This window comes from Arthrobacter sp. M71 S08, from assembly GCF_059089725.1.
This window is the reverse complement of record NZ_JBNHEY010000001.1, coordinates 106,235-132,347: the sequence shown is the minus strand read 5'-3', so window position 1 is coordinate 132,347 and position 26,113 is coordinate 106,235. Positions and strand designations below refer to the sequence as shown.

General features: G+C 65.0%; 25 protein-coding genes. 7 read left to right on the top strand and 18 right to left on the bottom strand.

Annotated elements, in window-relative coordinates:
* Nucleotides 1-89 precede the first annotated feature (89 nt).
* From AC5RTB_RS00665 to AC5RTB_RS00650, 4 genes are all read right to left on the bottom strand, one after another.
* The gene (locus AC5RTB_RS00665) at nucleotides 90-1,139 is read right to left on the bottom strand and encodes a nucleoside hydrolase (RefSeq protein WP_494059140.1); all 1,050 of its coding nucleotides are present in this window, start codon (nucleotides 1,137-1,139) and stop codon (nucleotides 90-92) included.
* A gap of 57 nt (nucleotides 1,140-1,196) precedes the next feature.
* A complete protein-coding gene (locus AC5RTB_RS00660) occupies nucleotides 1,197-1,454 on the bottom strand; it encodes a YegP family protein (RefSeq protein ID WP_494059139.1) in 258 nt (85 codons plus the stop codon).
* Nucleotides 1,455-1,515: 61 nt separating this feature from the next.
* Nucleotides 1,516-1,809 (bottom strand): DUF503 domain-containing protein, encoded by a 294-nt coding sequence (locus tag AC5RTB_RS00655; RefSeq protein ID WP_494059138.1) that lies wholly within the window; start codon nucleotides 1,807-1,809, stop codon nucleotides 1,516-1,518.
* 6 nt (nucleotides 1,810-1,815) lie between these two features.
* A complete protein-coding gene (locus tag AC5RTB_RS00650) occupies nucleotides 1,816-2,574 on the bottom strand; it encodes an SDR family NAD(P)-dependent oxidoreductase (protein ID WP_494059137.1) in 759 nt (252 codons plus the stop codon).
* A gap of 150 nt (nucleotides 2,575-2,724) precedes the next feature.
* On the opposite strand from AC5RTB_RS00650, the gene AC5RTB_RS00645 reads away from it, so the two are divergent.
* Together AC5RTB_RS00645 and fdhA are read left to right on the top strand one after the other, a co-directional pair.
* The gene (locus AC5RTB_RS00645; RefSeq protein WP_494059136.1) at nucleotides 2,725-3,186 is read left to right on the top strand and encodes a DUF4383 domain-containing protein; all 462 of its coding nucleotides are present in this window, start codon (nucleotides 2,725-2,727) and stop codon (nucleotides 3,184-3,186) included.
* Between the two features lie 199 nt (nucleotides 3,187-3,385).
* Nucleotides 3,386-4,603, top strand: coding sequence for a formaldehyde dehydrogenase, glutathione-independent (fdhA, locus tag AC5RTB_RS00640; protein WP_494059135.1), 1,218 nt, complete (start codon nucleotides 3,386-3,388; stop codon nucleotides 4,601-4,603).
* Between the two features lie 81 nt (nucleotides 4,604-4,684).
* Here the strand turns inward: fdhA and AC5RTB_RS00635 are convergent, their stop codons facing one another.
* Nucleotides 4,685-5,116 carry an acyl-CoA thioesterase gene (locus AC5RTB_RS00635; RefSeq protein ID WP_494059134.1) on the bottom strand — a complete coding sequence of 144 codons (432 nt, stop codon included), beginning with the start codon at nucleotides 5,114-5,116 and terminating at the stop codon, nucleotides 4,685-4,687.
* Between the two features lie 354 nt (nucleotides 5,117-5,470).
* On the opposite strand from AC5RTB_RS00635, the gene AC5RTB_RS00630 reads away from it, so the two are divergent.
* Complete coding sequence (locus AC5RTB_RS00630; protein ID WP_494059133.1) at nucleotides 5,471-6,178, top strand: transglycosylase family protein; 708 nt, start codon at nucleotides 5,471-5,473, stop codon at nucleotides 6,176-6,178.
* A gap of 101 nt (nucleotides 6,179-6,279) precedes the next feature.
* Here the strand turns inward: AC5RTB_RS00630 and AC5RTB_RS00625 are convergent, their stop codons facing one another.
* From AC5RTB_RS00625 to AC5RTB_RS00615, 3 genes are all read right to left on the bottom strand, one after another.
* Nucleotides 6,280-8,709, bottom strand: coding sequence for a Tex family protein (locus AC5RTB_RS00625; RefSeq protein ID WP_494059132.1), 2,430 nt, complete (start codon nucleotides 8,707-8,709; stop codon nucleotides 6,280-6,282).
* A gap of 62 nt (nucleotides 8,710-8,771) precedes the next feature.
* A complete protein-coding gene (locus tag AC5RTB_RS00620; RefSeq protein WP_494059131.1) occupies nucleotides 8,772-9,422 on the bottom strand; it encodes a hypothetical protein in 651 nt (216 codons plus the stop codon).
* A gap of 74 nt (nucleotides 9,423-9,496) precedes the next feature.
* The gene (locus AC5RTB_RS00615; RefSeq protein WP_494059130.1) at nucleotides 9,497-10,522 is read right to left on the bottom strand and encodes a hypothetical protein; all 1,026 of its coding nucleotides are present in this window, start codon (nucleotides 10,520-10,522) and stop codon (nucleotides 9,497-9,499) included.
* A 116-nt stretch (nucleotides 10,523-10,638) separates the two neighbouring features.
* Between AC5RTB_RS00615 and AC5RTB_RS00610 the strand changes: the two genes are divergently transcribed.
* Genes AC5RTB_RS00610 through AC5RTB_RS00600 form a run of 3 tightly spaced genes read left to right on the top strand, consistent with a single transcriptional unit; the run spans nucleotide 10,639 to nucleotide 13,576 of the window.
* The gene (locus AC5RTB_RS00610; protein WP_494059129.1) at nucleotides 10,639-11,775 is read left to right on the top strand and encodes a type III polyketide synthase; all 1,137 of its coding nucleotides are present in this window, start codon (nucleotides 10,639-10,641) and stop codon (nucleotides 11,773-11,775) included.
* Entirely contained in the window at nucleotides 11,776-12,462 is a 687-nt protein-coding gene (locus AC5RTB_RS00605; RefSeq protein ID WP_494059128.1) for a class I SAM-dependent methyltransferase, read from the top strand.
* Entirely contained in the window at nucleotides 12,455-13,576 is a 1,122-nt protein-coding gene (locus tag AC5RTB_RS00600) for an FAD-dependent oxidoreductase (RefSeq protein ID WP_494059127.1), read from the top strand. The genes AC5RTB_RS00605 and AC5RTB_RS00600 overlap by 8 nt, the downstream gene beginning before the upstream one ends.
* A 13-nt stretch (nucleotides 13,577-13,589) precedes the next feature.
* On the opposite strand, the gene AC5RTB_RS00595 is transcribed toward AC5RTB_RS00600, so the two are convergent.
* From AC5RTB_RS00595 to AC5RTB_RS00585, 3 genes are all read right to left on the bottom strand, one after another.
* Entirely contained in the window at nucleotides 13,590-14,678 is a 1,089-nt protein-coding gene (locus AC5RTB_RS00595) for an NAD(P)/FAD-dependent oxidoreductase (RefSeq protein ID WP_494059126.1), read from the bottom strand.
* A gap of 200 nt (nucleotides 14,679-14,878) precedes the next feature.
* Nucleotides 14,879-15,505, bottom strand: a complete 627-nt coding sequence (locus AC5RTB_RS00590) for an FMN reductase (RefSeq protein WP_494059125.1) — start codon at nucleotides 15,503-15,505, stop codon at nucleotides 14,879-14,881.
* Between the two features lie 74 nt (nucleotides 15,506-15,579).
* On the bottom strand, nucleotides 15,580-15,783 hold the full coding sequence (locus AC5RTB_RS00585; protein WP_494059124.1) for a hypervirulence associated TUDOR domain-containing protein: 204 nt from the start codon (nucleotides 15,781-15,783) through the stop codon (nucleotides 15,580-15,582).
* Nucleotides 15,784-15,931: 148 nt separating this feature from the next.
* On the opposite strand from AC5RTB_RS00585, the gene AC5RTB_RS00580 reads away from it, so the two are divergent.
* Nucleotides 15,932-17,593: a catalase gene (locus tag AC5RTB_RS00580; protein ID WP_494059123.1), complete on the top strand. Its 1,662-nt coding sequence runs from the start codon at nucleotides 15,932-15,934 to the stop codon at nucleotides 17,591-17,593.
* Nucleotides 17,594-17,655: 62 nt separating this feature from the next.
* Here the strand turns inward: AC5RTB_RS00580 and AC5RTB_RS00575 are convergent, their stop codons facing one another.
* From AC5RTB_RS00575 to AC5RTB_RS00545, 7 genes are all read right to left on the bottom strand, one after another.
* Nucleotides 17,656-19,569: a glycoside hydrolase family 127 protein gene (locus AC5RTB_RS00575; protein ID WP_494059122.1), complete on the bottom strand. Its 1,914-nt coding sequence runs from the start codon at nucleotides 19,567-19,569 to the stop codon at nucleotides 17,656-17,658.
* 9 nt (nucleotides 19,570-19,578) lie between these two features.
* A complete protein-coding gene (locus tag AC5RTB_RS00570; protein ID WP_494059121.1) occupies nucleotides 19,579-20,583 on the bottom strand; it encodes an arabinan endo-1,5-alpha-L-arabinosidase in 1,005 nt (334 codons plus the stop codon).
* Nucleotides 20,583-22,085: an arabinosylfuranosidase ArfA gene (gene arfA / locus AC5RTB_RS00565; RefSeq protein WP_494059739.1), complete on the bottom strand. Its 1,503-nt coding sequence runs from the start codon at nucleotides 22,083-22,085 to the stop codon at nucleotides 20,583-20,585. The genes AC5RTB_RS00570 and arfA overlap by 1 nt, the downstream gene beginning before the upstream one ends.
* 127 nt (nucleotides 22,086-22,212) lie before the next feature.
* Nucleotides 22,213-22,902: a DUF624 domain-containing protein gene (locus AC5RTB_RS00560; protein WP_494059120.1), complete on the bottom strand. Its 690-nt coding sequence runs from the start codon at nucleotides 22,900-22,902 to the stop codon at nucleotides 22,213-22,215.
* Nucleotide 22,903: 1 nt separating this feature from the next.
* Entirely contained in the window at nucleotides 22,904-24,220 is a 1,317-nt protein-coding gene (locus tag AC5RTB_RS00555) for an arabinan endo-1,5-alpha-L-arabinosidase (RefSeq protein WP_494059119.1), read from the bottom strand.
* A gap of 3 nt (nucleotides 24,221-24,223) precedes the next feature.
* Nucleotides 24,224-25,177, bottom strand: coding sequence for a carbohydrate ABC transporter permease (locus AC5RTB_RS00550; protein ID WP_494059118.1), 954 nt, complete (start codon nucleotides 25,175-25,177; stop codon nucleotides 24,224-24,226).
* A gap of 11 nt (nucleotides 25,178-25,188) precedes the next feature.
* Nucleotides 25,189-26,088, bottom strand: a complete 900-nt coding sequence (locus AC5RTB_RS00545) for a carbohydrate ABC transporter permease (protein ID WP_494059117.1) — start codon at nucleotides 26,086-26,088, stop codon at nucleotides 25,189-25,191.
* Nucleotides 26,089-26,113 lie beyond the last annotated feature (25 nt).

Genomic DNA, 26,113 nt, shown 5'->3' with positions numbered 1-26,113 from the left:
GTTCCTTACGCACGGTCAAGCATTTACGTGGGAGCGCACCTCATGTCACCTCGGCGCAGGCCGACGGCAGCCGCCGGCAGCTCACAAGTCTACCGGGCCTGGGCTGAAGCCACCCTCCGGGCCAGCGAAGCAATCCGCTCGATCATCAGTTCGAAGACCTCATCGGGGTTGTTACCCGCGACCACCCGGGCGTTCGGCGGGAGCTTGCGGAATCCCGCGAAGTCACCCACGGTCTGGGCGAACGTCAACGCCGACTCGGTTTCGACGTCGACATGTGCTTCCCGGGCGGTGTAGTTTGCCTCGCCGGTGGCGACCATTGCGGCGAACAGATCGTGAAGGTGGGCGATGTAGCCCTGGTCGTACAGCCGGTGGAACTCCATGTAGAAGCGGAGTGCGTCGGAAAGGAACGCGATCACGGGGTTCGGTGAGGTACTGCGCAGTCCGTCGGCGTCGTCGCTATGGAGCAGTTCAGGCGGCATCCCGGCGGCGGCTGCCAATCGCTCGATGTGCTCAGGGCGGCACTCTATCTGCTCGGTGGTTTCCAGCGCGCAGATGATCGGCAGCTTATCCGCGGGCACGCCCTCGTATGCGGCGTAGACTTCGCGGGCAGCGTGGGGGTCGACGTGGGTGTTCCATTCCGCAACCGGCGTGGTGTTGCCCCGGTAGTTGAAGGATCCGCCCATGATCACCAGCCTTTTGAGCAGGTGCGGCAGGTTGGGTTCCTGCCGGATGGCGAGGGCCAGGTTGGTTAGGGGGCCCGTGACTAGCCCGGTGATTTCCCCGGGGTTCGCGCGGGCCGCGTCCACCCAGAGATCGACCCCGGACCGGCCGGACACACGCTGCCGGGCCGGCGGCAGGACCGCATAACCGAGCCCCTGGTCGCCGTGGGTCTCCTCCGTGGTGACCAGCGGAATCTCCAGCGGAACCTCGCGGCCGAGGGCGACCTCCACGCCGGTGACCCCGGCCAGCTCCAATAAGGCCAGGGTGTTCGCCGTAACCTGACGGGCGGACACGTTGCCGGCCGTGCAGGTGATCCCCTCAATGTGCACATCCGGGACGCCCAGCAGGTAGAGGAGGGCGACGGCGTCGTCAATGCCGGTGTCAACGTCAAGGAGGAGCCGAGTGGGCTGGGCAGTCATGCGTTTACCGTAGCAAGCTGCGCTCTACGGCAAACGCATCCATGCAAGGCAGAATCGTCAGGCGGACAGCCGCCCCTTTCCCGCCGTATGGGCTGGCTGTTCCTGGCTGCTCGATTCCTTGACTGAGGGGCCCTTACGGGTGTGGTCCATGACCGGCCCGGTTCCAGCTATCTCGCGAATGGCGTCGATCCCCTCGACCGCTGCCTGCTTGGTGGGGAAATATGCAGAGACAGCCACCAGGGTGCCGTCACCCGCCATGAGTTTGAGCCGGTATCCGTGATCATGGGCGTCAACCAGTTTGAAGTATCCAGACATTGCTTACCTCCCTGTAAGTACGTCTCGACCTTCCATATTACTAAGCTAGCTTGCGACTTGGTTAGTCATCGCCGGTCACGATTCGGCGACGAGCACTTAAGAGTTCAACCTCCGGGCGGGCGGCAACGAACCGTTCTACCGCATCGAGAACCTCCACAACGTGCCTGCGATCTCCTGAGACGAGACCTACACCCACCATGGCGCGGCGGTGCAGGTCCTGGGAGTCCACTTCGGCGACAGACACGTCGAAGCGTCGCCGCACCTCCGCAACCAGCGGCCGGATCAGCGAGCGCTTCCCCTTCAGGGAGTGGACGTCACCCAGCAGGAGGTCGAACTCGACGAATCCCACCCACACGACCGCTCACCTGCCGCGGGCGGCAAGGGGCGCCACCAACGACGACGGCGCATTCCTTGCGATGAAGGCCAGCACCTTGTAGCGCTTGCTGGGAATGGACACCGCCTTGCCTGCGGAGAGATCCTTCAGCGCAGCCCGAACGACGTCCTCGGCATTGAGCCACATCCACCGCGGAACGGACCGCTTATCCATGCCCATGCGCTGATGAAACTCCGTGTGAACGAAGCCTGGACAGAGCGCCATCACTGTAACTCCACGCCTGCCGTAGGCGAAGTTCGCCCACCGGCTGAAGTTGATCATGGCCGCTTTCAGTGCGCTATAGGTGCCGCGCGGAGTGAACCCGGCAACGCTTGACACATTCACGATCCGCCCGGAGCCCCGGGCCAGCATGCCCTGCAGCGCAGCGTGGCTGAGCGCCAGCGGAACCGTGAGGTGGATCGCCGCATGGTCGAGCTCATCCTCAAGCGGATTGTCTTCAAAGGAATTCGGGAGGCCATAACCGGCGTTGTTGACCAGAACGGAAACGGGCTCCTGCCCGTCCCGGAGCCTGTCGAGTACGCGGCGGACGCCGTCGTCGTCATGCAGGTCCGCTACCAGCACCTCAACCGGAACGCCGAAGCGGGACTGCAGGGCCGCGGCTTTTTCCTCAAGCCGGGCGGAGTCCCTGGCGATCAGGACGAGGGCATGGCCCTGCGCCGCGAGCTGCTCCGCGAACTCGGCCCCGAGCCCCGCCGTCGCGCCCGTGATCATTGCCCTGTCAGCCATCGTTTTCCCTTATCAGGTGGGTAATCCAGCAGTAAAATGAGAGTGCTGGATGAGCGCGGTTTGCGCTCCTCCAACGGCGGTGCATGCGGTGCGCCTCTCCTGACGCCTCGCGGCACAGCGAAGAGTCATATTCACACATTAGGAGGGGAGATGACTACCGCATCACACCACGCGCATGATTTCCATGTGACCCGCGACCACGTTCGCAGTGCCGCGATGGGGATGGGAGTAGTTTTCCTGCTGATGGGGATTCTCGGGCTCATCCCGGGCATCACCACCTCATACTCGTCCATGGCGTTCGCTTCCGGTTCGGAGGCGATGCTTCTGGGCGCATTCCAGGTCTCCGTGCTGCTCAACCTGGTGTATCTCGTCGTGGGTGGGGCGGGAATCTGGATGAGCCGCGGAGTACTTTCGGCCCGCAACTTCCTGATCGGAAGTGGCGCGGTACTGCTGGTCATGTGGCTCTATGGACTGATTGTCGGTAACTCTGCAGCCAACATCCTGTCCACGAACGCGGCGACCAACTGGCTGAACCTGATCCTCGGCCTCCTTGCCGGAGGACTGGGCGTTGCCTACGCCCTGCGGCACCGGGGAGACCGCGCCATCCAGTAGTGCGACCCCGATCACGCCCCGCCCGCACGACGCGGCGGGGCGCGTTTTTGTACGACTGGAATGTTTACTGAAACTGATGCCCTCCAGGGGGTCCCGGCCCTAGACTGGCCGCGAGGCCTCCTGCTGACAGTTGGGGTCGGCCATGGCCTTACGAGAAGGAAGTTCGACGACGAACGCCCGCAACTCTGAAGGGATCACCATGTCAGGAAACAAGGCCGTGGCCTATAAAGGCCCCGGCAAGGTCGAGATCATTGATACCGATTACCCCACGTTCGAACTTAAGGACGGTCCGGGCGTCAACCCTGCGAACGTTGGAAGGAAGGTAAATCACGGAGTCATCCTCAAGACCGTAGCCACCAATATCTGCGGCTCGGACCAGCACATGGTCCGTGGGCGGACCACCGCCCCGTCGGACCTGGTCCTTGGCCACGAGATCACCGGTGAGGTAGTCGAAATTGGCAGTGACGTCGAGTTCATCAAGAAGGGAGACATCTGTTCGGTTCCGTTCAACATCTCCTGTGGCCGTTGCCGGAACTGCAAGGAGCGCAAGACCGGCATCTGCCTCAACGTCAATCCGGACCGCCCAGGTAGTGCCTACGGTTACGTGGATATGGGCGGATGGGTAGGCGGCCAGGCTGAGTACGTTCTGGTTCCCTATGCCGACTGGAACCTGCTGAAGTTCCCGGACCGGGACCAGGCACTGGAGAAGATCCTGGACCTCACCATGCTTTCGGACATCTTCCCCACGGGCTACCACGGCGTGTACACGGCCGGTGTCACCACCGGGTCCACGGTCTACATCGCCGGCGCTGGACCGGTTGGGCTTGCCGCCGCACTGTCCGCGCAGTTGCTGGGTGCCGCCGTCGTTATCGTGGCGGACCTCAACGAGGACCGCCTTGCGCAGGCACGCAGCTTCGGCTGCGAAACGGTGGATGTCTCCAAGGGTGACCCGAAGGACCAGATCGAGCAGATCCTCGGAGTGCCGGAAGTGGACTGCGGTGTCGACGCCGTCGGCTTCGAGGCACGCGGTCACGGCAAGGACGCCTCGCACGAGGCTCCTGCGACCGTGCTGAACTCGCTGATGTCGATCACTGCCGCCGGTGGTGCGCTGGGCATTCCCGGGCTCTACGTCACGGGCGATCCGGGCGGAATCGACGAGGCTGCGAAGGTCGGGTCTCTGTCCATTTCCCTCGGTACCGGCTGGGCAAAGTCGCTGTCCTTCACCACCGGCCAGTGTCCGGTCATGAAGTACAACCGCCAGCTGATGATGGCGATCCTGCATGACAAGGCTCAGATCGCCAAGGCCGTCAATGCCAAGCCCATTCCACTGGAGGAGGCGCCGCAGGGCTACGAGGAGTTCGACAAGGGTGCAGCCACTAAGTACGTGCTCAACCCGAACGGATACATCGCCGCCTAGGCGAAGTTCGTTGAGTTGGCAGGACACGCCCCTAATGAACCGCCAAACGGGGTGTGTCCTGCCAGCTCATTATGAGAGGTTCTACCTGAACAGCCCCGGCCCTGCATAAGGCTCCAGTTGCTCCTTCTGCTCGGCGGTGATTCGCAGCAGCGAGCCCGACTCACCATCCACAAACGCCAGCGTGGTCTGGGCCTTCACGCACACCCGATTCAGCACGGGATCCAGGACGCGGTAGGCGATGTCGAGGCTCGCCGCTTTCATGTCCGCGATCCATACTTCGATTTTCAGCGGCACATTCCGGTAATCCAGCGTGGCCGTGTACTTGATGCGATGCTCCACCACGAGTGCCTGCACGCCTGCGCCGATGGAGGAGAAGAGCGGCACCGGAGGAGCCTCACCGGGTGCCCCGGTCCCGCCGGGAGGGCCGAAAGCGTGGATGCGTGCCTCTTCGAGCAGTCGCACCACCTGGACGTTATTAATGTGCCCATAGGCGTCCATATCCCCCCACCTCATGGGTATATGACAGGTTACTGACTGGTACGCGTCCATCCCTATGTTCTACAGTGGTCAACGGGGTTTACACCACTCTAATCGCGGACTTCTCTGACGCTATTCGTCAAGCACCGAAACGTCTCGATTTGGCAACGATTCGAAAACCCTCTACGGTGGGGACGTACCCACTATCGGGATTCACAAAGCAGACTCCGTTTACGTCTGCCACATAATGCCCTGGTGCTGCCCCTCCACCGCACGTTGCTCGTCCGGCAGACACCACAGACAAGACCACTGATCAGTCAAGGGTGAGCAACGGCGCAAAGATGTCCGGGGACGGAACGAGTGCAGGTGGCCTTTTGGAGCATCGTACCCATGAAGAACCAGAAACTCAGCCTTAACGCGCGCCGCGGCTTCGCAGCTGCCGCCCTCGTCGGTATCGGTCTCGGTGCATCCGCTGGTGCAGCAAACGCTGCTCCGGCCAGCACCTGGGACGCCCTTGCACAGTGCGAAAGCGGTGGCGACTGGGGCATCAACACCGGCAACGGCTTCTCCGGCGGATTGCAGTTCACCCCGTCCACCTGGGCCGGCTTCGGCGGCCAGGGCGCTCCCCAGGACGCCAGCCGTGCAGAGCAGATTGCCGTTGCTGAGCGCGTTCTCGCAGGCCAGGGTTGGGGCGCATGGCCCGCATGCTCGGCCAAGCTCGGTCTGACCGCCGGCGCCAACCCGACCCCGATCCCCGCCGCTCCGGCTCCCGCCCCTGTGCAGGTTCAGTCTGTACCGCAGGCTCCGGCTCCGGTCCAGGCTCCGGCTCCGGTTGTTGAGGCACCCGTTGTTGAGGCTCCCGTTGCCCCGGCTCCTGTCGTTGAGGCACCCGTTGTTGAGGCTCCTGCTGCTCCCGCAGCTCCCGCCGTTGCACTCTCCGGTGAGACCTACACCATCCAGTCCGGCGACACCCTCAGCAGCATCGCTGCGAAGCTCGGCGTCGCAGGCGGCTGGCAGGCCCTTTACCAGGCCAACGCTGACACCGTCATCCACGCTGACCTCATCTTCACCGGTCACGTTCTGCAGCTGCCTGCCTAAGGCTTCAGCTACATACGAAAAGAACCCCGCAACGTGCGCGTTGCGGGGTTCTTTCGTGTCTACGGCCCTGCGCTGCGTGCGTTGGCCGGACCGATCCAGGTTCAGCGCGGGGGCACCAGACCCGCAGCTCGCAACGCCTCTGCCATCGCGCTGTTGGCCGGCGTCTGGCCTGCCCCGGGGCCTTGCTTCGAGCTGCCCGGCTTGGCGGCGCCGCGCTGCTGCGTCGATCGGGGCTTTGAAGTTCCCGGCTTGGAAGTGCCGGGCTTGGGATTGCCGCTCTCCCCGCCGGATGAACGACGACGGCGGTCCTCTCCCCCGCCGGCACGCGCCTCGCGGGCGGGCTTGCCGCCACGCGGAGCGGCGTCGTCCTTCAATCGCAGGCTGAGCGAGATCCGCTTACGGTCGGGATCGGCCTCCAACACCTTCACCTTCACCACCTGGCCCGACTTCACGATCTCGTGCGGGTCGCTGACGAAACGGTCAGCCATCGCCGAGACGTGCACCAGCCCGTCCTGGTGCACACCCACGTCAACGAACGCACCGAAAGCAGCAACGTTGGTCACAACACCGTCGATCACCATGCCGGGGCGCAGGTCCGAGATCTTCTCCACGTCGGAAAACGACGCCGTGACGAACGCCGGGCGCGGATCCCTTCCCGGTTTCTCCAGTTCGGCGAGGATGTCCTGGAGCGTTGGCAGCCCGATCGTCTCGTCAACGTATTCGGCAAGGTTCAGCGACCGAAGTGAGCCACCGGCGTCGTGCACCATCCGCCGGGCCACGGGGTAGGCCTCCGGGTGCACGCTTGAGGCGTCCAGGGGCTCGTCACCGCCGGTGATGCGGAGGAAGCCGGCGCACTGCTCGAACGCCTTGGCACCGAGCCTGGGAACCTTCAGCAGGTCGCGTCGGCGGGCGAAGGGTCCATTGGCATCGCGGTGGGCAACGATGTTCTCGCTGAGCAGGGGGCCGACGCCGGCCACCCGGGTCAGGAGCGACGGCGAGGCGGTGTTCACATCCACCCCGACCGCGTTGACGCAGTCCTCGATCACCGCATCGAGTGAGCGCTCAAGTTTCGCGGGGCTCACGTCGTGCTGGTACTGGCCCACGCCGATGGATTTCGGATCAATCTTCACCAGTTCGGCGAGCGGGTCCTGCAGCCGCCTGGCAATCGATACCGCGCCGCGCAGCGACACGTCGAGCTCAGGCAGTTCCGCTGACGCCAGCGCCGACGCCGAGTACACGGACGCCCCCGCTTCGGACACGACGAGTTTGTGCAGCGTCCGGCCGGACATCAGCGAAATCAATTCAGACGCGAGCTTGTCAGTCTCGCGGGACGCGGTGCCGTTGCCGATCGCGATCAGTTCAACGTCGTGACTGGCCACCATCCGCGAGAGCGTTGCGAGCGCGTCGTCCCACTTCTTCGCCGGAGGGTGCGGGTAGATAGTTGCGGTTTCGAGGACCTTGCCGGTCCCGTCCACCACAGCCACCTTGACGCCGGTCCGCAGCCCCGGATCGAGACCCATCGTGGCGCGGCTGCCCGCGGGCGCCGCAAGCAGCACGTCGCGCAGGTTGGCGGCGAAAACCCGCACCGCTTCGGTCTCGGCCTCCATGAATAGCCTGACACGCAAGTCGATGGAGAGTTTCGCGAGCAGTCGGCGCCAGGCCTGCTGGACGGTAGCCATCAGCCACGCATCCGCTGGCCTGCCCTGGTCCGCGACACCGAGGAAGGCGGCTACGGAGTTCTCGAAGCGGCGCCGGGCACGCAGCGCGGCCTCCGCATCGGTGTTATCGGCTTCCGCGAGGGCGAGCTGCAGGACGCCTTCCTTCTCGCCGCGTAACAACGCCAAAACGCGGTGTGACGGCATTGAGGACGGCGCTTGCACAAAGTCAAAGTAATCGGCGAACTTCTGGCCCTCGGCCTCTTTGCCGGGTACCACCTGCGAGCGCAGCCTTCCCTGCTTCCAGAGCCGTTCCCGAAGATCGGCGAGCAGGTCTGCGTCCTGGCCTGCGCGTTCCACGAGGAGGGCACGTGCCCCTGCGAGGGCTTCCTCGGCGGTGGGTACGGCGTCGTTCAGGTAGCGGTTCGCTTCAACGTTCGGGTCCAGCGAGGGATCGGCGAGCAGCGCGTCTGCGAGCGGTTCCAGCCCTGCTTCACGAGCAAGCTGCGCCTTGGTCCGCCGTTTCGTCTTGAAGGGCAGGTAGATGTCTTCCAGTCGCGCCTTGGTGGTGGCACCGACGACGGCGGCACGCAACTCATCTGTGAGCTTGCCCTGCGCTTCGATCGCTTCAAGAACAGCTGCCCGACGCTCTTCGAGTTCGCGCAGATACCGCAGCCGCTCCTCGAGCTCGCGCAGTTGGGCGTCGTCGAGGGTCCCGGTGACTTCCTTGCGGTAGCGGGCGATGAACGGCACAGTGGATCCGCCGTCGAGCAGCTCGACTGCAGCTTTGACCTGCCATTGCTGAACGCCAAGTTCCTCAGCGAGTTGCTCAAAGATGGTGGAGGGAGTGTTATTTGGTGCGCTCACGCCTGCCATTGTGGCATTGACGGACGCGGCTGGCGCAAACAGCCCGGGACTGTTCTACTGTGCGCGAGAGGCTAGGAGCAGCTGTCGCGCTCCAGCTCGACCACCAGCGGGTGCGTCCCTGCGAACTCCTGGCCACCGGTCGAGTAGGCGACCGTGACGCCCTGTGCAGTGCCGGCGTCGGCGCCGTCCGCGATCGAAACGGCGACCACGAGGTTCACGTACTCGTGGGTGGTGATGTCATAGCCCTCGGCGGGGACAGGCTCAACCGGGCCGGAGGGTTTCTCGGAAGCCGCTGCAGGTGCCGGTTCGGCGCTGTGCGGGCCGTGAGCGTCGCCGTCGTCGTCGCCATGGGCCTTGTGGTGACCGTCCCGGTTTGCCGGGGACACCTCGGCACTTACCAGGGTGAGGTCGACCGCGTCCTCGAGGGTGACGTCGTCGAGCGTGAAAGTTTCGAGGGCCTCGTTATGGACCAGGACCGTGAACTTCTGGAACCCGATGTCGGGCTGCGTGTAGCAGAGGGTGGCGCCGTTCTCCGCGAGGTTCAGGGGGTCATCGCCGAAGTCCGTTGTGGCCGACTGGTTGCTGACACTCTTCTGGGTGACGTTCACCTGCGATCGAGGTGAGTTGACGTCGAGCGGGTTCTCCTCGACGGCCATGCATCCGCTGGTCAGGAGCGCAGCGATCATCGCCACTCCAGCCAGTGCCGCCCGCCGAACCGCCATGTTCCACCATCCTCGAAAGACGCGTTTATCTGTGTTCGGCGACACAGCGCTTCCGGATGGGTTCCAACGGAGGTTTACTCGTACAGGACGTACTCGGGTTGAGGCGTCAGCGCCAGAATCTCCGGCGGCGTCATGAGCGGGCCGAGAACCACGTCCTCCTCGAAGAAGAGCTTGAAACCGGCATGGACAGTTGGCGGCATGTCCTCCATCAGGAGGTTGTAGGTCTCGATCTTGGAATTCGGAGCGCCGATGCCGTCAACGCTCCGGATCACCGCGACGCCCGGGTATTCCTTGATCGCAGCCACATTGGAAACGACGCTGGGAGCCACCTGGTGGAACACCAGCGCCTTTTGCGGGAGGTTCTTCTCCTTCACGAGGCCATCGATATACGCCGCTATCTCGTTGATCTCCTCCCCCGAGGTGTGTCCGTAGGAGTGGCCTGGAAGCTGCTCGCCGGTGATATCCCACTCCGGATCGATGGCCACGCCGATGTCGGGCTCCACCAGCCACTTCTCGAGCGCCCGCACTTCATCGGCCATGCTCGCCCGCCCCGGCTGGACGTTCAGGAGCAGCATCCCGTCATGCCTGCGGGCTGCTTCGAGATACTCGCTGATGATCTCGTCGGATGCCCGGGTCCGGTAGGCACCGTCGGCGCCCGGGTCGGCCTGCACGACGACGGCAATCAGTTCCAGCACCGGCATCACCTTCCTGCCGCCGGCCAGTTCCGTCCCCAGCGCGTCGATCTCGGCAACCCGCTCATCGATCGCACCGATGCCGAGCCTGCCGAGGCCTTCGGAGTAGGGGTGTCCGCTGAACCCGACGAGCCGGTAGTCCGGGAACAGTTCCATTCCGCCGCGGGGAAGCTCAACAGGTTCCGGCGTGGGTGACGGTGACGGTGTTGATGACTCAGTCGACGTCGCGGTGGGAGACGGGGTTGACGAGGACGACGCTTCCGGAGATGCGGAAGCTGCCGGGCCACTGTCTGCAGGCGATGTGCTGCAGCCTGCCAGCAGTACGGTTGAGGCCACCCACGCCGCACTGAGTTGCAGGATTCGCGCCGGGTGGGGACGTCGTCGTCGTATGCTCTGCTGCAGTGCCATACCTTCACGCTACCCCCACGGGCTGCGAGCGCGGGTAGGCACAATGGGCGGGCGGCGCATCGGTCCTCAGCCTGCTTCGTATTGTGTTCGGTTATCCGCTCACCTAACAATGAACTATGACAGTGCTCATGAGGTCCCTCGAAACCGCCGTACCGACTACCGTCATGGTGCAGTCCGAGGTGCGGGACGTCTTCGCCGCGCAGCCCGGGCTCAACCGGCTCGGCAAGCGGCTGGTCACCGCAGCGTTCGATTCGTCCGGCATCGACACCCGGTACACGGCGGTGGAGGAAATGACCCTCGAACGGCACAGCGAGAGTCCGCTGTTCTTCGATTCGGCAACCATGACGATCCTCAGCCCCGGGACCAAAGCCCGCAACGAGGTCTACGCCGAAGAAAGCACCAAGCTGTTCATCGAGGCCGCGCAAAAGGCGCTTGATGCGGCCGAGGGCGTTGAAGCGGCCGACATCACGCACGTGGTGACGGTGTCCTGTACCGGGTTCTTCAACCCGGGGCCCGACTACAAGATCGTCCGGGCGTTGGGGCTGGATCCTTCAGCGCAGCGTTTCCACCTCGGCTTCATGGGATGCTACGCGGCGTTCCCCGCCCTGCGGGCAGCGAAGTCCTTCTGCGAGGCGGACCCGAAGGCCGTGGTCCTCGTGGTCAGCGCGGAGCTGTGCTCCCTGCACGTGCGGTCCTCGAACAACCCCGACACGATTGTGGGCACCTCCCTCTTTGCCGACGGCGCTGCGGCTGCCGTCATCACTGCCCGTACCGACATCCCGCGGCCCGAAGGCAGCGTGCTCAGCCTCGACTTCTTCGAGACCACGCTCACCCCGGTCGGCGAGGAATCGATGGCATGGAACATCGGCGACGAGGGTTTCGAGATGGTCCTCGGAACCTACGTTCCACACATCATCGACGAGCACATCGTGGGTGCGCTGGCTCCACTGCTGGAACGGGACGCCTCCCTGATCGGACTCGAGTACCGGGACATCGAGCACTGGGCCATACACCCCGGCGGACGCAGCATCCTGGACAAGGTGCAGGCCAAGCTGAAACTCAGCGACGAACAACTGGTCCCCGCCCGCGAAACCCTCCGCAACTACGGGAACATGAGCAGCGCCACGGTGATGTTTGTCCTCAAGCACATCCTCGACCAGCCCGCCGGACAGGCCGATGAGCGCATCTGCTCGATGGCCTTCGGCCCTGGGCTGACGGTGGAAACAGCGCTCTTCACCAAGACAGCAGCCTGAGTGGCCTTCCTCGCGCACCGCGACCTCAGCGCAATCGAGGAGATGGACAAGCCGGACTGCGATCCTTCGACGCTCGAACGCACCTACGCCCAGTTCGGGCTCGTCAACCGCGCGGTCGCCGGGTGGCACCGCACCTGGGCGCGGTATATACGGCCGGTGCTGTCGACGTCGCGCTCCAACACGCTGCTGGACATCGGCTCCGGCGGCGGCGACGTGCCGCGCGCGTTCGCCCGCTGGGCTGCCCGTGACGGTTTCACGCTGGAAATCACCGGGATTGACCCGGACGAACGCGCGCAGGCCTTCGCAAGCAGCCAGCCGACGACGCCGGGACTCACCTTCCGGCAGGCGTTCAGTTCCGAACTGGTCGAGGAGGGTGCGCAGTTCGACGTCGTCACCTCCAACCATGTTCTCCACCACCTCTCCCCCGAGGAACTGCGCGGGCTGCTCAGTGACTCGGAGCGGTTGGGCACCCGACTGGCGCTGCACAGCGACATCGAGCGGACCCGGATCGGGTTTGCGCTGTTCTCCGTGGCCACCCTGCCGTTGCGGGGTTCCTACATCCGGGAGGACGGACTGACCTCCATCCGGCGGAGCTACCTCGCGAAGGAGCTGCGTGCCCTCGTGCCGGAAAACTGGCGCGTAGAACGGCAGGTTCCGTTCCGCAACCTGCTGGTGCACCGTGCCTGATGTCCTGATAGTCGGCGGCGGGCCGGTCGGACTGTTCGCCGCGATCATGCTCGCGCAGGCGGGCGTTGAGGTGGAAGTCCTGGAGCGGCGCGCCGAGCGCAGCTCCCACTCGCGCGCCATCGGTATCCACCCGCCGGCCCTTGCGGCACTGGAGCAGGCCGGGGTTGCGGATACGTTGATTGCCTCGGGAGTGCAGATTCCGGGTGGTATTGCACGCAGCCGCGGACGGACGGTGGCCGAGCTCTCCTTCGCCCGGTTGCCCGGCAGGCACCGCTACGTCCTCGCGATTCCGCAGGAGCAGACCGAGCGCATCCTGTCCGAGCGGCTGGCTGAACTGGCGCCGGCCGCGCTGCGCCGGGGTGAGACGGTCGAGGCGGTCCACGACGTCGGGAACGAGGTGCTGACCGTCACCGGGACCGGAACCCACCGTTCCGCGCTGCTGATCGGCGCGGACGGGGCCCGGAGCACGGTGCGCAGCGGTGCCGGGATCGGTGCGAGCGTTCGGCCGTATCCCGACGCCTACGTCATGGGCGACTTCCCGGACAGCACCGGTGACGGGAGCACCGCTGCGCTCTATCTGGAGCCCGACGGCATCGTGGAGTCCTTCCCGCTGCCCGGCGGGGTCCGCCGCTGGGTGGTGCGGATGCCGTTCCAGGTGGAGCGCCCAACAGCTGAGATGGTTGCGGGTCTCGTGGCCGACCGGACGGGTGTCCCTGTCGATACCCGGAACAACACGATGCTCAGCTCGTTCACGGTACGCCGCAGGGTCGCCGACCGGTTCGTGCAGGGGCGCATCGCGCTGATCGGCGACGCCGCGCACGAAGTGTCGCCCATCGGCGGGCAGGGCATGAACCTTGGGTGGCTTGACGCCGCGCAGCTTGTTCCGCTGGTGGTGGCCTCGCTGGCGGGCACCGACGTCGGGCTGGAGCTTCGCCGCTTCAACAAGGAGCGGCGCCGCGCGGCGCTGGCGGCCTCCCGGCAGGCACACATCAACATGCTCCTGGGGCGGCCCCTGCCCTCAACGGTCCTGTCGGCGCGCAACCGGATCATGGGCAGGATCGCCGGGGTGCCGACCGTGCACGACGCAGTGGCCCGCACCTTCACGATGCACTAGCGGCAGGTGCCTCTCAGGACTTGCCGAGCTGCGATTCCGGCCGCAGAGTATCCGGCACGACGCCGGACAGCGCGGTCTCTGCCAGCGCCTCCCCCAATGCCGGCGCCTGCTTGAAGAGGTTGTGCCCCGCCACCGCGCTGAGATTCCCCACCGACCAGACGCCGACGCCGTCGTCACCCCAGGGCAGTCGTGTCACCCAGCAGTGCACGTAATCGGCCGGCTCCGGATCGAGACCAGGCAACGCGTGTCGCACATACGCTGATGCCCGGGCCGCGAGGGACTCCAGGGCAGTCGGGTCGACGACGCTCCCGTCCTGCCGTACCTCGGTTGTTTCGCTGAGGCCCACTGAGTAGGAACGGTTATCAGCAGAGGGTGCTGCGTAGACGCCGGTTTCTCCGAAGACCCCGCTGGCGTCCTGGAAGGTGGGCAGCGGAACTTCGGCGTCGTCGCGCACCCGGAAGGTCACGCGTGCATGCGCGGCTAGTTCAACGGGGATGTCCAGTCCCGCGCCGCGCGCCAGAGCGGCCGTGCCACGGCCGGCGCACAGGACCACATGATCGAACCGGTCGACGCGGGTGCCGGTACGGATCTCCACATCTCCGGCGGTGGTGTGCTGGACGGTGAGCACATGGTCCGGCACGAGAGCGCCTTCCAGCTTCCCAGTGAGCGCACGGAACGCGGCATGGGTGCGGATGGCACCGCCGTCGACATCGAGCATGGCCTTGCCCGAGAAGTGCGCGAGGATCGGCAACGCAGGTGCAAGTTGCCCGGGGGCCAGCAGCGCGACGCGAATGTGCGGAAGGTCGCTGAGAACGCGGAGCTTGTCCTCCACACTGTCGCCGATAGCTACCGCTCCGGCAGCGGACACCAGTTCCACCCCGAACTCGTCCTCCCACCCGCGCCAGAGGGTGCGGCTGTGGCTGACGAACGCGGCCAGCCGTACGTCGTCGTGGGCGTGCCGGAAAATCCTCGACTCCCCCGCTGACTGCCCGGAACCCGGGGTCCCGGACTCGTAGACGGTTACGTCCGCACCCTCCTTCTGGAGAGCATGGGCTGTAGATAGCCCGACAATCCCTGCACCTACCACCGCAACACGTGTCATGGTCCCAGCAAAACACGTTTGCGTCTGCCGGCGCAGCCCCTCACCGCTGGTTGCGCCCCGCGGAATATCACAGTGAACTGCACGTTCAGTGGTTTGTCCGGACAGTCCCACTGAAACCTGTCGTTCGGTGGGAATGCCCGGTCAGGTGTAACGCGGGATAGGGGCGGCGCGGCTCACCGGTGGCCCGGGTTAGCGGGGAGCTAGCGGCTCTGCACCTGCGCGAGGAGTTCCTCGAACGGCGGGGATGCCTGCAGGCCGCGGGGGCCGCGTGGCGTCGTCGTGCCTTCGATCATGCCGGCGAGTTCGCGGGCGGCGTGGCTGATGCGCTGGTCCAGGGCAGGCGCGCCGTGGGATCCGATACCCCAGTCCTCGGGCCCGGCGTAGACGCCGGTTGACACAACGCGGGCACGGAGGTAGCTGAACAGCGGGCGCATGGCGTGATCGAGCATGAGCGAGTGGCGGACACTGCCGCCGGTCGCGGCGATGAGCACGGGCATGCCGTCCAGCGCGGTGTTGTCGAGGACGTCGAAGAAGGACTTCAGCAGGCCGCTGTACGAGCCGGAGAAGACGGGGCTGACGACGATGAGCGCGTCCGCATCGGCAACCGACTGCAGGGCGTCGGCGAGCGCAGGCGGAGCGAAACCTGTCACCATGTTGTTCGCGATGTCCACGGCAAGCTCACGAAGCTCGATGACGGTGAGCTCGGCGTTCCCGCCGGCACGTTCGAGTTCCCGGCGCGCTGCCTCGCCGAGCTGGTCGGCCAGCATTCGGCTCGACGACGGCGACCCCATGCCGCCCGACACCACTACTACTCGGCGTGTTTCCATTGCCGGTCCTCCACTTCGCTGCTATTCATGCGTTTGCATCTAGTTGAACCGGCAAAGCCTGCAAAACATTCCCGTCACTGCTTGTCGAGGGCACTTTCCTTGTGGGCGGCCTTCTTGCCCGACTTCTCACTTTCCACGATGTAGTACGGCTCGTCCTTCGACGCGTTGAACTTCTGACCCTCGAAAGTGAACTCCTTGTCCTTCTTCTCGACGACCGTGCCGGAGGTCTTTCCCTGTGACGTATTCCAGCTGACCTTGCTTCCTTTGCTGTATGCCATGGCCCCAGCCTGTCATCCGCGTCCGACATACACCACCCCCTGAACTGCCCAAAAGGGTGGCTGCTTGCGGGCGGGAAAGTCGCTACGCTGGTTTCCGGCTTCCCGCGAAGGAGGTCACGCTCTGATACCCCGCTGTGAGGAGAGACCGATGACAGATGTCGCCAGCCAGCCGTCCGCCGAGGATGATGACCGCGCCGTCCTGACCAACCGTCAGGGCCACCAGGTCTATGACAACCAGAATTCGCGCACGGTCGGCGCCCGAGGCCCGGCCACCCTCGAGAACTACCAATTCCTTGAGAAGATCAGTCATTTTGACCGGGAGCGCATCCCTGAACGGGTAGTCCACGCCCGTGGTGCGGTGGCGTTCGGCGAATTCGAGGCGACCGGGAAGTGGGGGGACGAGCCGATCGCGGCGTACACGCGGGCGAAGCTGTTCTCCGAACCCGGCAAGAAAACCGACCTCGCCATCCGCTTCTCCACCGTCATCGGCGGCCGCGACTCGTCAGAGGCCGCCCGGGACCCACGCGGCTTCGCGGTGAAGTTCTACACGGAGGACGGCAACTGGGACCTCGTCGGCAACAACCTCGCCGTGTTCTTCATCCGGGACGCCATCAAGTTCCCCGATGTCATCCACTCCCTCAAGCCGGACCCCATCACGTTCCGGCAGGAACCGGGGCGCATCTTCGACTTCATGTCGCAGACACCGGAGTCCATGCACATGCTGGTGAACCTCTTCAGCCCGCGCGGCATCCCGGCTGACTACCGCCACATGCAGGGCTTCGGAGTGAACACCTACAAGTGGGTCAACGCGGACGGTGACACGAAGCTGGTGAAGTACACGTGGCAGCCGCACCAGGGCGTAAAGAGCCTGACCGAGGAGGACGCCGCCAACATCCAGGCGACCGACCTCGGACACGCATCGAAGGACCTCTACGAGGCCATCGAGCGCGGGGACTACCCGAAGTGGGACCTGTACGTGCAGCTGATGGACGACGGCGACCACCCCGAACTCGACTTCGATCCGCTCGACGACACGAAGACCTGGCCCGAACAGGACTTCGAGCCGAAGCTCGTGGGCACCATGACCCTGAACCGGAACGTATCCGATCACCACAACGAGAACGAGCAGATCTCCTTCGGCACCGGCGTCCTCGTCGATGGACTCGACTTCTCCGACGACAAGATGCTCGTGGGCCGGACGTTCAGCTACAGCGACACGCAGCGCTACCGCGTGGGCCCGAACTACCTGCAGCTGCCGGTGAACTCGCCGAAGAACGCGGCGATCGCAACCAACCAGCGCGGCGGCCAGATGTCCTATGGAACGGATCTGGGTCCCGGCCAGAACCCGCACGTCAACTACGAACCCTCCATCACGGGCGGGCTTCGCGAGGGTCACTACCCCACGCACGACGAACAGGGTCCCGAGATCACCGGGCGCCTGACCCGCCAGCGCATCCCGCTGACCAACGACTACCTGCAGGCAGGCCAGCGCTACCAACTGCTCGAGCAGTGGGAGAAGGATGACCTCGTAGGCAACTTCGTGACGCTCATCGGGCAGGCTGCCCGTGCGGTCCAGGAACGCATGCTGTGGCACTTCTATCTGGTCGATGACGAACTCGGCGCGCGCGTCGGGGATGGCCTCGGGATCGGGCTGGACGAGGTGAAGGACCTGCCGCCGCTCGCCAGCCAGACGCTGTCGGAGGATGAACTGGACCGGCTGAAGAACCTGGGCAACAACGGCCCGCGGAACGTCGAAGGCCTGACGATGACTCATTGCGTGCCCAACGAGCACGTGGCAGTCACCCGCTAGTCCGGCTTCCAATCAGGAGGCGTTGGCATCATGCCGACGCCTCCTGAGCTCGTTATAACTTGCTAGAGCGCGGGGATCCACACGCGCATGCCGCCCGGGCCGCGGTTCCCCCATCGGAAATACGGCACCAGGTCAACCGCGAAGGATCCGCCCTGTTCGGGCGTAGCCGTGCCCACGACCGGATACGGATCCGCCGACGACGGCGGCCGCACCGTCGCGCTGACGCTCACCGTCGGGACACGGACGTCTCCGGGGACGAGCGCCGCGGCGGTCCCCGCTTCCGGCTCACCCGAGGTTTCAAGCACCACATCCTCAAGCATGACGCCGTCAGGCAGGTCAGTCTGCTCCAGCGCGTACACGATCGGTCCCCGCGTCACGGCCACGCATCCCCGCACGGCGTCGAGATGCGCATGCGGGGCATGGATCCGGGCCGGCATGTCCAGCACCAGCTCAACGGTTCCGGGACCGACGTCGGACAGGCGAAGATAGCCGTCCACCGGCACCACCTGCTGCTCGGCCCCGTTCACCGATAGCGCATGGCGCCCCGCCCAGGCCGGTATCCGCAAGGCCAGCGAGGGCAGGAAACCCGAGATCTCGAGACGAATGCGGCCGTCGAACGGATAATCCGTCGCGACGGACACCGCTGCCTGCCCAAGCCGGATGTCGGCGGTTTCGTACAGGTGGAGCTGCAGGCCGCCGCCGTCGTCGGTTGTTGCCGCGTAGGCGTGCAGCGACGAGATCAACCGGGCAAGGTTGGGCGGGCAGCAGGCGCAGTCGTACCAGGGTGCCCGGCGGGCCGGAGCCTGCTCGTGTTCGCCGTCGCGCTCGGTCCGGACGTGCAGCGGGTTGGAGTAGAAGTAGTCTGTCCCCGCCGGCGAGGTGGAACCCGCGACCGCGTTGTACAGAGCGCGCTCAAGCTCGTCCGCATACCGGGCCTCGCCGGTGATCAGCAGCATCCGCCAGTTGAACTGGACACTGGAAATGGCTGCGCAGGTCTCCGAGTAGGCGCGGTCCGGCGGCAGTTCGAAGGGGTCGCCGAATGCTTCATCGCGGTGCCGGGACCCGAGGCCGCCGGTGATGTACATCTTGCGCAGATGCACGTCGGACCAGATGCGCTTCAGTGCCCCGAGCAGGTCCTCGTCGCCGTCCTCGGTGTACAGATCGGCGATTCCGGCAGCCAGATAGAGCTGGCGCACCACGTGTCCGGTGGCGCCGGGAACGTCGCGGACCGGCGTGTGGTCCTGGAAGTAGTGGTAACCGAAGCGGTCCTCGCCGACGCTCTGGTGGCCACGGGCGTCGACCATGCGCCGGGCCAGATCCAACCAGCGCGTATCACCTGTGTGCCGGTACAGCTCCACGAGCGCTGTCTCAATCTCGGGATGCCCGCACACCGACGGCCGTCCGCCTGCCGGGAAGACACGCTCGACGAGTTCCGCGAACCGGATTCCGATGTCCAGAAGATCTGTCCGACCGGTGGTCCGGGCCCAGGCGATACCGGCCTGCAGCAGGTGCCCGAGACAGTACAGCTCGTGTCCCCACCGGAGGTCGGAGAACTGCCGGTCGGGCGTTTCGGCGTAGAAGGAGTTGAGGTAGCCGTCATCCTGCTGGGCCAGGGCAAGCAGTTCAACGGTCTCGTCGACGAACGGCAGCAGTTCCGGGATGTCGCTGCGGCCGGCCTCCCAGCCGATGGCCTCGAGCACCTTGTAGATGTCGGAGTCGGCGAAGTGGAAGCCAGTGAACTTGAAAGAGGACTTGCCTTCCTTTGTTTCCGCCGCCGCCCGCATGTTCGGCAGCGCACCCGACTCCTCAAGCTGCGTGATGCAGTGCTGAAGGCTCGCGCTACGGTTGATCCGCTGCCACGAACCGAGCATGCCATCCGGTGCGAAGGTGACGGCGTCGAAACCAAGGGGGCTCAGTGCCAGGCGGTCTGTCGTGCGCGGTGCGGCCGGGGTGACAGTAGCGGTTTCGGGTCTCATGGGCGCTTCCTAGTCCCAGCGCGCCGTGGGCCAGCCGTCTTCCCAGTTCAGTGGGACCAGGCCGAGCCGGAACGCGCCGTCGAGTGCTTCATCGTAGTAGTGGAAGGCCAGCATGTCGCCGGAAACCGACTGACCGCCCGGGCCCACGCGCGGTCCGTTGCTTGCCAGCAGCGGAGTGCCGCCGTCGTCAAGCATGGGCACGCCGTCGCGGTCCACGTAGGGGCCTTCGATGTCGGTGGACCGTCCCACCGCCATGTTGTAAGTGCTCTCGAGGCCCTTGCAGCAGAAGTCCTTCGAGACGAAGAGGTAGTAATAGCCGTCCTGCGCAACGAGGTAGGGTGCTTCGATTGCGTTGGGCGGACTCTGCCGGTCGGCAATGGTCACCGGCTCGGCCTCCGGATCAGCGAGGAGTCCCGACGGCCACTCGAGTTCAACCATCTGGAGCCCTCCCCAGAAGGAGCCGAAGCTCATCCAGGGTGTGCCATCCTCGTCCTCGACAATGCCGGGGTCAATCGCGTTGAAGTTCTTCCCCTCCGAGGAAATAACCTCCCCCTGATCCGCCCACTCGTAGGCGGGATCATCGGGATCAAGGGTGGTGTTGGTCGCCAGCGCGATCACCGAGGTGTTGCTTCCGAACGTGGACGCAGAGTAGTAGAGGTACCAGGTGCCGTCATGCTCGTAGAGTTCCGGAGCCCACAGATTGTCGACGCCGGGAACTGCCTCCGTGAGCCATTCCGGCTTTTCCTGCCACACTTCTCCGGCGTACTCCCAGTGCTCGCCGTCCTCGGAGCGGCGGACCTGGATATTGCCGTCCGCGGTCTGTCCGTCGCCGGTCGAGTAGACAAACCAGTCACCATCTCCGTCACCGGCTCCTGACCCGGCAACGAGCGCCGGGTCGTGAGTGAAGTAGTCCCCGGTCAGCTCCTGCTCCCCCGCAGGCGGTGCGGCGCAGCCCGCCATCCCGAGCACCAGGGTGATCAGGATGGCGGGCCATGCCGCTGCGCGAACCTTCACTATGCGAGTGCGATCGCTGACCAGGAAACCGGGGGCAGCGACACGGTGAGAACGCCGCCGTCGAGCACAGCGCCCTGGAGCTGCTTCAGGCCAACCCTGTTCTGGTCCTCAAGGGTGTTCTTGGCGTAGACGTCCTCGTCGTGCAGGGTGAGTGCCTCGGTGATGACTTCGGCGCCGAGATCCTTCACATCGATCGAAACGTCGATGGTGTCGGTCTGGCTGCGGTTGACGAGGAAAAGTGCCGAGTTTCCGGCGTCGACCGTGGCCACGGCGTCGACCAGCGGTGCGTCGCCGTAGACCTTCGTCGAGTAGGTGCCGGCGTCGATCTGCGGACGCAGCACCTCGCCCTTCGCCAACCGCGATGTGACGGAGAAGGGGAAGAACGTGGTCTGGCGCCAGGTGTCACCGCCGGGCTCGGTCATGATCGGAGCAATCACGTTGACCAGCTGCGCGAGCGACGCCGAGGCTACCCGGTCGTGGTTCTTCAGCAGCGTGATCAGCAGGTTCCCGAAGACCACCGCATCCGCAACGGAGTACGTGTCCTCGAGCTGGCGAGGGGCAACGCGCCATTCGTCGTTGACCTCGTCCGATGCCTGGTGCTCGTCGAGGTACCAGATGTTCCACTCGTCGAAGGAGAGCTTGATTGTCTTGTTGCTCTTCAGCTTGTGCTTCACGTGGTCCGCGGTGGCTACCACGGTCTCGATGAAGTACTGCATGTCCAGCGAGGACGCGAGGTAGGAACCGAGGTCCCCGTTGCGCTCCTGATAGTAGGCGTGGCAGGAGATGTAGTCCACGTAGTCGTAGCTCTGCTCGAGGACTACCCGCTCCCATTCGCCGAAGGTCGGCATGGAGGAACCGGAGGAACCGCAGACCACCAGTTCGAGGTCCTTGTCCGCCGTCTTCATGGCGGAGGCGGTCCGGGCGGCGATCTTGCCGTAGTCCTCGGCGGACATGTGACCGATCTGCCAGGGACCGTCCATCTCGTTGCCGAGGCACCACATGCGGATGTTGTACGGTTCCTTGGCGCCGTTGGCGATGCGCTGGTCGCTCAGGGCGGTACCGGAGGGGTGGTTGGCGTATTCGAGCAGGTCGAGCGCCGCTTCGATGCCGCGGGTGCCCAGGTTGACGGCCATCATCAGCTCGGAGTCGGTGAGCTTGCACCAGCGGGCGAACTCCTCCAGTCCCACCTGGTTGGTTTCGAGGGAGTGCCATGCCAAATCGCGGCGGACGGGGCGCTGGTCACGGGGGCCGACGCCGTCTTCCCAGCGGTAGCCGGAGACGAAGTTGCCGCCCGGGTAGCGAATCGTTGTGGAGCCCAGTTCGCGGACGAGTTCGACGACGTCCATACGGAAGCCGTCCTCGTTGGCGGTCGGGTGGCCGGGTTCGTAGATGCCGTCATACACGCAGCGGCCGAGGTGCTCAACGAAGGAGCCGAAGATCCGCCGGCTGATCGGCGCAACAACTGCTGACCGGTCGATGCGGATGGTGGTCGGCGCCTGCACGGGAAGGTCGCTGCCTCCGGCGGGTGTCGTGGCCGCCGTCGAGTCGGGCGTAGTGGTGGTGGTCACGGGTGATTCCTTATCTATGCAGTGGTCTGGGATGTAGGTAGAGCGGTGGCAGGACGGAAAGCTAGATGGCTGGAGTCAGCTGGTGTGACCTCCCCGGGTGGCTTCGGCGCCCGGAGGCGCCGCCGTCGTTCTGGGCAAGAATGTCCAGCCGGTGGCCGATGACGAGGCCGGAAACCAGCAGCGGCAGTGAGGCGCCGACCAGGGGCAGCAGCGCGCCGACGCCGCTGAGCAGAATCGCGACACCGGCGATCGACACCAGCCAGGCCAGCGTCATACCCGGCGATGCCAGCGGAAGCACCAGCGCGTAGCGCCACGTTCGCCGCACCGAATCGCGGTGGCGGGAGCAAACAACGACGGCGGCACCCGCCGACACTGCCACAGCTCCGGAGAGGACGACGGCGAGTGCGCTGAGCGCGACCTGCAGGCCTGCTGTCGCTTCGGGGAGGGTTGCCGCGTTCAGCAGGGCCAGCAGCCCGGCGATCATGAACAGGCTGCCCACCTTGTTGGCGTGGACGAACTGGGCGCGGTAGGCGGTCACGAAGTCGCTGATCAGCTTGTCGCCCGGGTCTCCCGCGCGGAGCCGTGCGAGGAGGACGGTGGTAGCGACGGCACTCGGGAAGATCCCGAAGACCACCAGCCCGGCCAGGGTGCCTGCGAGGAAGAGGAGGTTCAGGAGCACGAGCTGCATGACGAACCGCAGCCAGTCCATCAGGCGGCCTGCCCATCCCGGTGTGTCGGTGCTGCTGCTCATATCAGGCTCCCTGGGTTCCGACATAGACAACGCCGGCCTGGTCGATTCCACTGAAGGACAGGGCCGCCCGGTTCCGGGAGAAGTCCCAGGAGCCGAAGACCACAGCGTCCAACACGGTCCCGCCGACAGTGAGGCGCACCTGGCGGGGTTCGCCGTCGGAGATGGCGCCACGGAGGTCCTTCACGCTCATGGCCTGGGCTTCCACCAGTTCGGTCGATTCCGGGTCGAAGCGCACGACGCGCCACGTGCCGCTGATCTCCGTCGGCTCCGCGAGGGTTTCCCGCTCCGGCCCGGCGTAGGGCTGCGGCGAGACGACCGGCCAGCCGTTCACCGTGGTGAAGACCCGCCGTAACTGCACCATGTGCTGGGTGGGATCCTCGGCAAAGCGGACGTGGTGCACCATGAACTGCTGCTCGCCCCTTCGCTCATCGGCGGGCACGGTGAGGACCGAGTTGTGGCCGGGCGCGAGCCAGGCGGTGTCGCCGTCGAACCGGTAGCTTCCCAGGATCTTGGTGCCCACGCTATGCGGGGCGGCATCGACATCAGTCATTTCGGCGCCGTTCGCATCGCGGTAGGGCCCGGTAATCTCGTCGGCCACGGCAACGCGCACGTTGTAGGTGTCGAACAGGGAATCGTAGGAGACGAAGAGGACGTAGCGGTCGTCCTCCTGGCGGTACTGGACGAAGGCTCCCTCAATGGCCCGATCGACGTCGGTATGCCGGCGGGCAATGCAGGTGCCCAGGTCGCCCTGCGTCAGTGCCAGCCCGGTTTCCGCGTTGAGACGCAGAGTGTGGATACCGGAGAAGAAGGAACCGTAAGTCAGCCAGGGCGCACCGTGCCGGTCGAAGGTGACGGCGGCGTCGATCGCGTTCTGCGTGTCCCGTCCCGACAACGTGCGGACCACGAGGCCGCGGTCTTCCCAGGGCCCCGCAGGGCTTCCTGCGACAGCGAGGCCAATGGCCGAGGTGCTGGAGCCGAAGGTGGACGCCGAGTAGTACATGTGCCACCGGGCCTCCCCCGCCGGCGCCGGCCAGCGTACAACCTCCGGCGCCCAGAGTCCCTTCGCGCCGCTCCACTCGAATGCCGCAGCTGGCACACCGTTCAGGGCGGTGCCGCGGTACGTCCACTCGACCAGGTCCGCGGAGGAGCGCACATGCACTCCTGCCGGGATGTCGTGGAAGTTGGCAATGGCGTCGGTGGAGAACATGTAGTAAGTGCCGTCGTCGTCCCTCACCACTGTGGGGTCATGGGCGTGGCGGGGGCCCCAGGTCTCCGGTCCGGTAGTGGGAGCGGGCTTCAGGTTTTCCAGAAGCGACATCGGTCAGCCCTTCGAACCGGTGAGTGCGATGGATTCGATGATCTGCCGCTGGAACACGATGAACACGATCAGCACGGGAAGCAGCGCAATGAAGGATGCGGCCATGATGAGCGGGTAGTCGGTCTGGACGGCGTACTGGGCATTGAAGTTCGCGATGACCAGCTGCAGGGTCTGCACCTGGGGTGAGTTCAGGTAGATGATGGGCGCCAGGTAGTCGTTCCACACGGCCATGAACCAGAGGATGAACTGCGCGGCGATCGCGGGCTTGATGACCGGAAAGATCAGGCGGAAGAAGATCTGGAGGTAGGAGGCTCCGTCGATCCTTGCCGCTTCGATGATCGAATCCGGCACCGAAGAAAGGTACTGGCGCAGGAAGAAGATCATGATGATGTTGCCGAAGACGAAGGGCACGATCAACGGAAGCAGGGTGTCCACCCAGCCAATGGATGCGAACATCGTGAACTGCGGAATCATCAGGGTGGGGAACGGCACCATGAGCGCTGCAAGCAGACTCAGGAAGACCACATTCTTGAACGGCATGCGCATCTTCGCGAAGGCGAAGGCCGCCAGGGCGGAGAACAGCGTTCCGACGATGGTGACGGTGCACGCCACGATGAGGCTGTTCTGGATACCGCTGAGCAGCGGTCCGGCAGACCAGATCCGGAGGTAGTTCTCCCAGACGAAGGGGTCGGGGATCCATTGCGGCGGCAGTGCGAAGACGGCTTCACGGGTTTTCAGCGACGTCGAGAACGTCCAGAGCAGAGGAGCAACCATCACGACGGCGCCAAGCGAGAGCACGACCGTCACGATGATGTTGATCAGTCGTTGCCGACGCTCTGAAGGAGAGAGATCGCGGGTCTTGGGCGACGCCGGCCGGTTGCGGGCGGACTTGCCGTCCGGGATGCCCTGCTCGGGCTTGAGCGGCGGTGCGGTGGGAAGGACGCGTTGGGAGGACATGGTGACCTGCCTCAGTCAATCGAGAACTGGTTGCGGCGGTTGAGCCGGAACTGGATGAAGGTAATGAGGAACACCATGAGGCCGAGCACGACCGACATGGCTGATGCGTAACCCATCTGCAGGTTGTCGAAGGCCTTTTGCCAGATGTACCAAACGATGGTGGCGGAGGAGAACTCCGGACCACCGGTCGGGGTCATGATGTTGATTTCGACGAAGACCTGGGATCCGGCGATGACACTGGTGACCACCAGGAAGAAGGTGACCGGGCGGACCATGGGAACGGTGATGTGGCGGAACTGCTTCCAGGCGTTGGCGCCGTCCAGGGCCGCTGCTTCATAGAGGTGGCGGGGCACGGATTGCAGCGCGGCCAGATAGAGCAGCATCGAGAAGCCGAGGCCCTTCCAGATGGCCATGATGATCAGGGCGGGCTTCACCGTGGAGGTGTCCTGCAGCCAGTTCGGTCCATCGATGCCGACGAGCGCGAGGATCTGGTTGATCAGGCCGAAGTCACCGTTGAAGGCCCACTGCCACAGGATGGCTACTGCAGCGATGGAGGAGATCACGGGGACGTAGTACACGGTGCGGAAGAACGTGGTGCCATGCATTTTCCGGTTCATGGCCAGCGCCAGGGCCAGTGAGATCACCAGCCCGATCGGGATGCCGATCATCAGGAAGAACGTGTTGTACATGGCTTTCAGGAAGTAGGGGTCCTGAAACATGACGATGTAGTTCTTGAGGCCGCTGAACACCGGGGCCGTAAGCCCGTTCCAGTCGGTGAAGGAAGCGTAGATGGAAAACAGCATCGGGTAGAGGGTGAACAGCAGAAACCCGATGACAGGCAGGGCAACGAACGCCAGCGCAGTCAGGTGTTCCTGCCGGTGGAGCCGGGATCGGCGCGTGGTGGTGGACATCTGAAATCCTCGTTGATTCAAGCAC